The organism is Helicobacter sp. T3_23-1059 (assembly GCF_053654515.1).
The window spans coordinates 1-4,982 of sequence record NZ_JBSIUV010000089.1 but is presented as its reverse complement, the minus strand read 5'-3'; the positions used below and the strand labels follow the sequence as shown (position 1 = coordinate 4,982).

5 protein-coding genes and 1 pseudogene are annotated in these 4,982 nt (G+C 38.5%); 5 read left to right on the top strand and 1 reads right to left on the bottom strand.

The annotated features are described in order from the left end of the window. Positions 1-103: 103 nt before the first annotated feature. The 5 genes from ACWIX0_RS12825 (at position 104) to ACWIX0_RS12805 (ending at position 4,820) form a co-directional block, all read left to right on the top strand. Positions 104-1,633, top strand: coding sequence for a hypothetical protein (locus tag ACWIX0_RS12825; protein ID WP_454174376.1), 1,530 nt, complete (start codon positions 104-106; stop codon positions 1,631-1,633). Between the two features lie 134 nt (positions 1,634-1,767). Further along, positions 1,768-2,790 (top strand): hypothetical protein, encoded by a 1,023-nt coding sequence (locus ACWIX0_RS12820; RefSeq protein WP_454174375.1) that lies wholly within the window; start codon positions 1,768-1,770, stop codon positions 2,788-2,790. After that, positions 2,787-3,386, top strand: a complete 600-nt coding sequence (locus ACWIX0_RS12815) for a L,D-transpeptidase family protein (protein WP_454174374.1) — start codon at positions 2,787-2,789, stop codon at positions 3,384-3,386. Before ACWIX0_RS12820 ends, ACWIX0_RS12815 begins: the two co-directional genes overlap by 4 nt. A gap of 8 nt (positions 3,387-3,394) precedes the next feature. Next, positions 3,395-3,523 (top strand): hypothetical protein, encoded by a 129-nt coding sequence (locus ACWIX0_RS12810; protein ID WP_454174373.1) that lies wholly within the window; start codon positions 3,395-3,397, stop codon positions 3,521-3,523. A 28-nt stretch (positions 3,524-3,551) separates the two neighbouring features. Beyond that, positions 3,552-4,820 carry a hypothetical protein gene (locus tag ACWIX0_RS12805; RefSeq protein ID WP_454174372.1) on the top strand — a complete coding sequence of 423 codons (1,269 nt, stop codon included), beginning with the start codon at positions 3,552-3,554 and terminating at the stop codon, positions 4,818-4,820. Positions 4,821-4,870: 50 nt separating this feature from the next. On the opposite strand, the pseudogene ACWIX0_RS12800 reads toward ACWIX0_RS12805, so the two are convergent. Next, positions 4,871-4,982: pseudogene (locus ACWIX0_RS12800) on the bottom strand (IS1595 family transposase); the annotation flags it as partial.

Below are 4,982 nucleotides of genomic sequence, written 5' to 3'. Positions count from 1 at the left end.
TGAATCTAGTGGCGATTTGTCATAGATTCACGCGAATCTAAAAAGCACAAAATTTCGCTACAATCACACTTTTAATTTTTTCGATTCAAAGGAAGCGTGAGAAATGCAAAAAAATATCGTGTTTTTGTCCTTTGCCATAGCCTTTTGTGCTTGTGCAGACAAAGAGGAGCTGTATAATCAATGCTATTATAGCGTTTTTAATGATGACAATAGAAGCACCCAGCAAAAGCAAAAAGACGATTCGCAGTGTTTCAAACTCGCGCAATTAGAGGAAAAAGATGATTTAGAAAAGGCGATATTGCACTATGCAAGGGCGTGCAAGGTAAATACACCTGATAGTGCTTGTGAGCATTTGGCTAAGTCAGTGGCAGAGTTAGCAAAGCGTGGTCGTGGTATGGTGTTTAAAGAGTGCCAAGAAGATGAGAGTGGTAGTTCTTGTGAAAGATATGATGTAGAGGAGTTTTTTAGCAAATTGTGTTATGGAAGTTGGAAGGACAACAAAAATGCTTGTTTTGAGTATCAAAAGGCTAAATTGATAAGGGAGGAGCAGTTTAATGAGTATTTTAGTGCGTGGCATTTTGCAAATGAGTTTGATACAATGTGTAAGCAAAATTTACCCAAAGCCTGCATTGAGCGCGACAAATTGATAGAAAAATATGTGGCTATTTATTTGCAAAAGAGTAGAGAGGAAAACTTTGATTACATTGTAAATTTAGATACATTTTGTCGCTGGGATGGTTTGGATTCACGCATTGCAAAGCGTGCGTGTGCGGGGCGAGATGAGATTATAGCTATGCACGAAAAAGAGTGCGATGACAATAACGCCACAAGTTGCAGTATGCTAAGTGATGCTTATACTGAATTTTTGACTAAGGGCAGCAAACGCTTTTATGACTTTGGCAAAGACACTTATGAAAGCCAAGCTGATAAAATCTATCCGCGTAAATTTGAAAACACAGCTAAAAAGGCTTGTGATTTGGGTAGGCAAAAAAGCTGTGAATATCTGGCGTATTTTTATTATAGCTATAAGCCTAAATCAAACTATACGCTGGCAAGGCAGTATGGCAAAAAGGTGGCTTTAATGCTTACAGACACTTATAAACGCAGGGGTTTTCTCCATAGGGACGAGATTGATCCCCTTGTAACGCTTGCGCATTTGGAAAGCAAAACTGATGATGAGGCAAATACCAAAAAACAATTTGTGTTGGATTATTTTAAGGTGGGTTGTGAGGATTTGCAAAATGCTGAGGTTTGTTTGGATTTTGGATATTTTTATGATGAGCGCAAGGAGGAAGAGGAAATTGATAACTTTGGTATGCGTGAGATTATCAGCCAAAAACAGGCTTTGCATTATTATGACAAGGCGTGTGCTTTGGGCGAAGGTTGTGGGGATTTGGGGCGAATCTATCTTTTTGGTAAAATCGTAGGCGGGGAAAAAGTCAAAAAAGATTTGACAAAAGCAAAGCATTACTTTGCCAAAGATTGCGAAAGTTTCTGTCGCAACGGCTATGAATCTTGCAAAAAAAATCATTGGAGCTGCCACATAACAAGAATGAGTCTAAAAGAGCTTAAAAAGTTAGATGAGTGTGATTTTGATAGAGATTCTGATGGTTGTGAAGGCGTTGATGATTGACTCGCGCGTGAATCTGTGATTTTAGATTTTGCGTGAATGTGGTGCGAATCTCAAAAACCACGCAAATCAAAAACGCATAAATTTTTCGCTACAATCGCGTTTTTAGAATTTAAATTTTAAACGGAGCGTAAGAAATGAAAGATTTAGTCAAAATATTAGCGATTATCTGCCTTTGCTTTTTGGCAAATATGGCAGTGGCAGAGGAATTTAGCCTAGAGAGATTAGAGCAAATCAAAAAAGAGGAAAATAAATATTGGTTAGATTTTTTGACAGGTAGCGTATATAACTGCGATGAATGCTATTCATCTGGCACTACACCCAAAAATAGTGCCTTTGCCAAAAAGCACTTTATGCCTTTGTGGTATAGAATTAGCACAAATGACAAGGGGCAAAAAGTCGCACAATGGACTTGCTTTGACAATGAAGCCGAGAGATTTTGTCCCTATCGCCTAAAAGCACCCATTAAGCTAAAAGGCACACTGACTATTGAGACAAATTATGGTGGTTTTGCTTGTGATACTTTTTTTTATACTTGGTTTGAAAATAAGGATTTGCCCACAACTGAAATGGATTTTTTGAACGGCAAGTATTTGCAGATAAAGCCCACTTCGCGCAATCAAAAAGAAGTATTAGCAAAGATTCCCAAATGGCTACTTGATGGATTTGCTGGGGAGGTGAAATATGAAGTGGAGTTTGAAGTGGCAAATATGAGCGGATATATAAGCGATGTTTGGAGCATTCAACAGCAAGATATAGCTTTGATAGTAGATAATTCAGCGTGTAGCGGTGGAAGCTATCTTGTCGCTGATAATGTTAAATTTATCAAAAAATTAAGCGAAAAAATGGATAAAGATGCAGAATCATATTTGGTAGAAGATGCTGAACAGGGGGTGCGCCCATTGACACTTAAAACAAACGATGATTTTGTAAATCTGCGTGATTCGCCAAATGGCAAGGTTATAACGCGAATCTACAAAAAAGATTTTAGTGATAGTTTGGTAATAAAATTCCCACAAACGCGTTTGCTAGGATTGATTGATATGTATGATAAAGAAATAAAATGGCATAAAGTGATTTATTTCCCGCCAAATACGCGCAAGACAAAGGACGCAAAAGCGGGATTTATCCATAAATCACAGATTGATTTTGGTGAATGAACTATAAAATGGGAGTGCATAAAATAAAAAAGTTAAGTGTAGCAATTTTAATTGTCGTGGCGGTTGCTGTGATTTTGGGTGCTGTGATAAGCGCGAAAATTTCAAGCATAAATCCTAGCGATTCGCATTCGCTAGATTCCGCGCTTAAAGGCAATGCAATCGATTTATTGCTTGTCGAAAAAAGCGCACGGACGCTAAAAGTGTTAGCAAAAGATTTAGACGGCACAATCTATGTCGCCAAAACCTATCATATCGCACTAGGTGGCAATCCACAAGGACACAAAACGCAAGAGGGCGATAGCAAGACGCCTGAGGGAGAGTATCTCATCGATAGCAAAAATCCAAAATCGCGTTTTTTTCTCAATCTTGGCATTTCTTATCCAAATAGCGCGGATTTAGCACAGGCAAAGGCGCGTGGCGTGAGTGCTGGTGGGGATATAAAGATTCACGGGTTGCCAAATGGACTTGGATTTTTGGGTAAGTTAAGCTATGTTGCGGGTGATTGGAGTGATGGCTGTATTGCGGTGCTAAATGATGAAATCAAAGAATTGTATGACAATGTCAAAATCGGCACAAAGATTGTGATTTTGCCATAAATGCGATTTTGGCAAATCTATCGTGCGAATCTGTGATTTTAGATTTGCGTGAATGTGGTGCGAATCTAAACGCATTTTTGATTCAAACCCCTGCGAATCTAAAGCACATAAATTTTTCGCTACAATCACGCTTTTAAAATGTAAATTTTAAACGGAGCGTAAGAAATGCAAACATTAAGCAAGATTTTAGGATTAGCGTTTGTAGCGATTGTATGTAGCGCGTGTCATAGCGAATCAGCAACGCAAAGCGAAACGACAACTTATAACGAATCGGCAAGGCAAAAAAGTAAAGAATTGTTACAACATTTATGCGAATCAGGCAAGGAAGTCGCTTGTTTTGAGCTAAAAAAGATAGAGTTGAGTGAGCTAAATAAGCCATCGCCTAGCGATTTGTGGGATTTTATGCGCGATTTTCGGGGTATGTGTAATAGATTTAGTTATATTGTTCCCCAATCTTGCGATGAGCACGACAAAATAGCACAGCGATATATCCGAGCGGTGTTAGCATTGCCAAAAGAGGAAAAAGGCTCGTATTATGTTGAAAAGTTGGATTTACTCTCTTACCAAACAGGTTCTTTAAGTCCGAAAATCTTGCAAATGGCATCATCAGCACGCGATGAAATTATCGGCGAATACGAAAATGACTGCCAAATAAATGACGCCAAAAGCTGTGCTATGCTTACTTCTTTTTACTATGGCTTGTTGGTGAGTTGGAGTAATGACTACATAGAAGATGTGCGAAAATACGATAGAGAGGTTGATAAAATCTATGCACCCAAATTTCAAGCCCTAGCGCAAAAGGCTTGCGATTTAGGCAATGTCGAAAGCTGTATGCAAGGGGCGGCTTTTTATTATTTTTATAAACCTATGCAAGATTATGCGGTGGCAAGGGAATTTGGCAAGACACTCCATTTAGTGCTAAAAGATGCCAAAATTCAAGGCAAATTTAACATAAAAGACGCTGATTATCTCGCTACTTTGGCGCGTATAGAAGCCACACTTGATGATAGAGACGACAAAGAGGAGCGAAGGCAAACTATGCTTGAGTATTTTAAGGCGGGTTGTGATGATTTGCAAAGTGGCGTGGTGTGCTACAAATTTGCCAAAGCTTATGATGATGACAGGGAATCGTATTATGTGAGTTATGATATGCCTGAACTCATCAACCAAAAACAAGCCTTGCATTATTATGATAAGGCGTGTGCTTTGGGTGTGGATTGTATGCGTTTAGGACAAATGTATCTTTGGGGAGGCTATGTGGGCGGCAAAGATGTAGGGCGGGATTTAGCCAAAGCAAAGCACTACTTTACTAAGGATTGCGAAAACTCGTGCCGTTATGAATCTGGGATAGATAAGTGCGCAAGTGTGAGTTGCAAGATAAAAAAGTATAGTCCAAAAGAGCTTAAAAATTTAGATGAGAGCATTTTTAATTAAACGCATAATGGATTTGCAAGATTCGCGTGAATCTGTGATTTTAGATTGGCTCAATTTAACTTAAGCGGATTATTTCTTATCATTTTTAGTAAGATTTTATACAAATCTTGCTGTTTAATTTGAGTATTATACCTAAATTCTGTTTCTTTTAAATGAAGTAAG

Bases quoted from the DNA above. Each gene is read 5' to 3' on its own strand.
- ACWIX0_RS12825 (WP_454174376.1), top strand. From the start codon at position 104: ATGCAAAAAAATATCGTGTTTTTGTCCTTTGCCATAGCCTTTTGTGCT.
- ACWIX0_RS12820 (WP_454174375.1), top strand. From the start codon at position 1,768: ATGAAAGATTTAGTCAAAATATTAGCGATTATCTGCCTTTGCTTTTTG.
- ACWIX0_RS12815 (WP_454174374.1), top strand. From the start codon at position 2,787: ATGAACTATAAAATGGGAGTGCATAAAATAAAAAAGTTAAGTGTAGCA.
- ACWIX0_RS12805 (WP_454174372.1), top strand. From the start codon at position 3,552: ATGCAAACATTAAGCAAGATTTTAGGATTAGCGTTTGTAGCGATTGTA.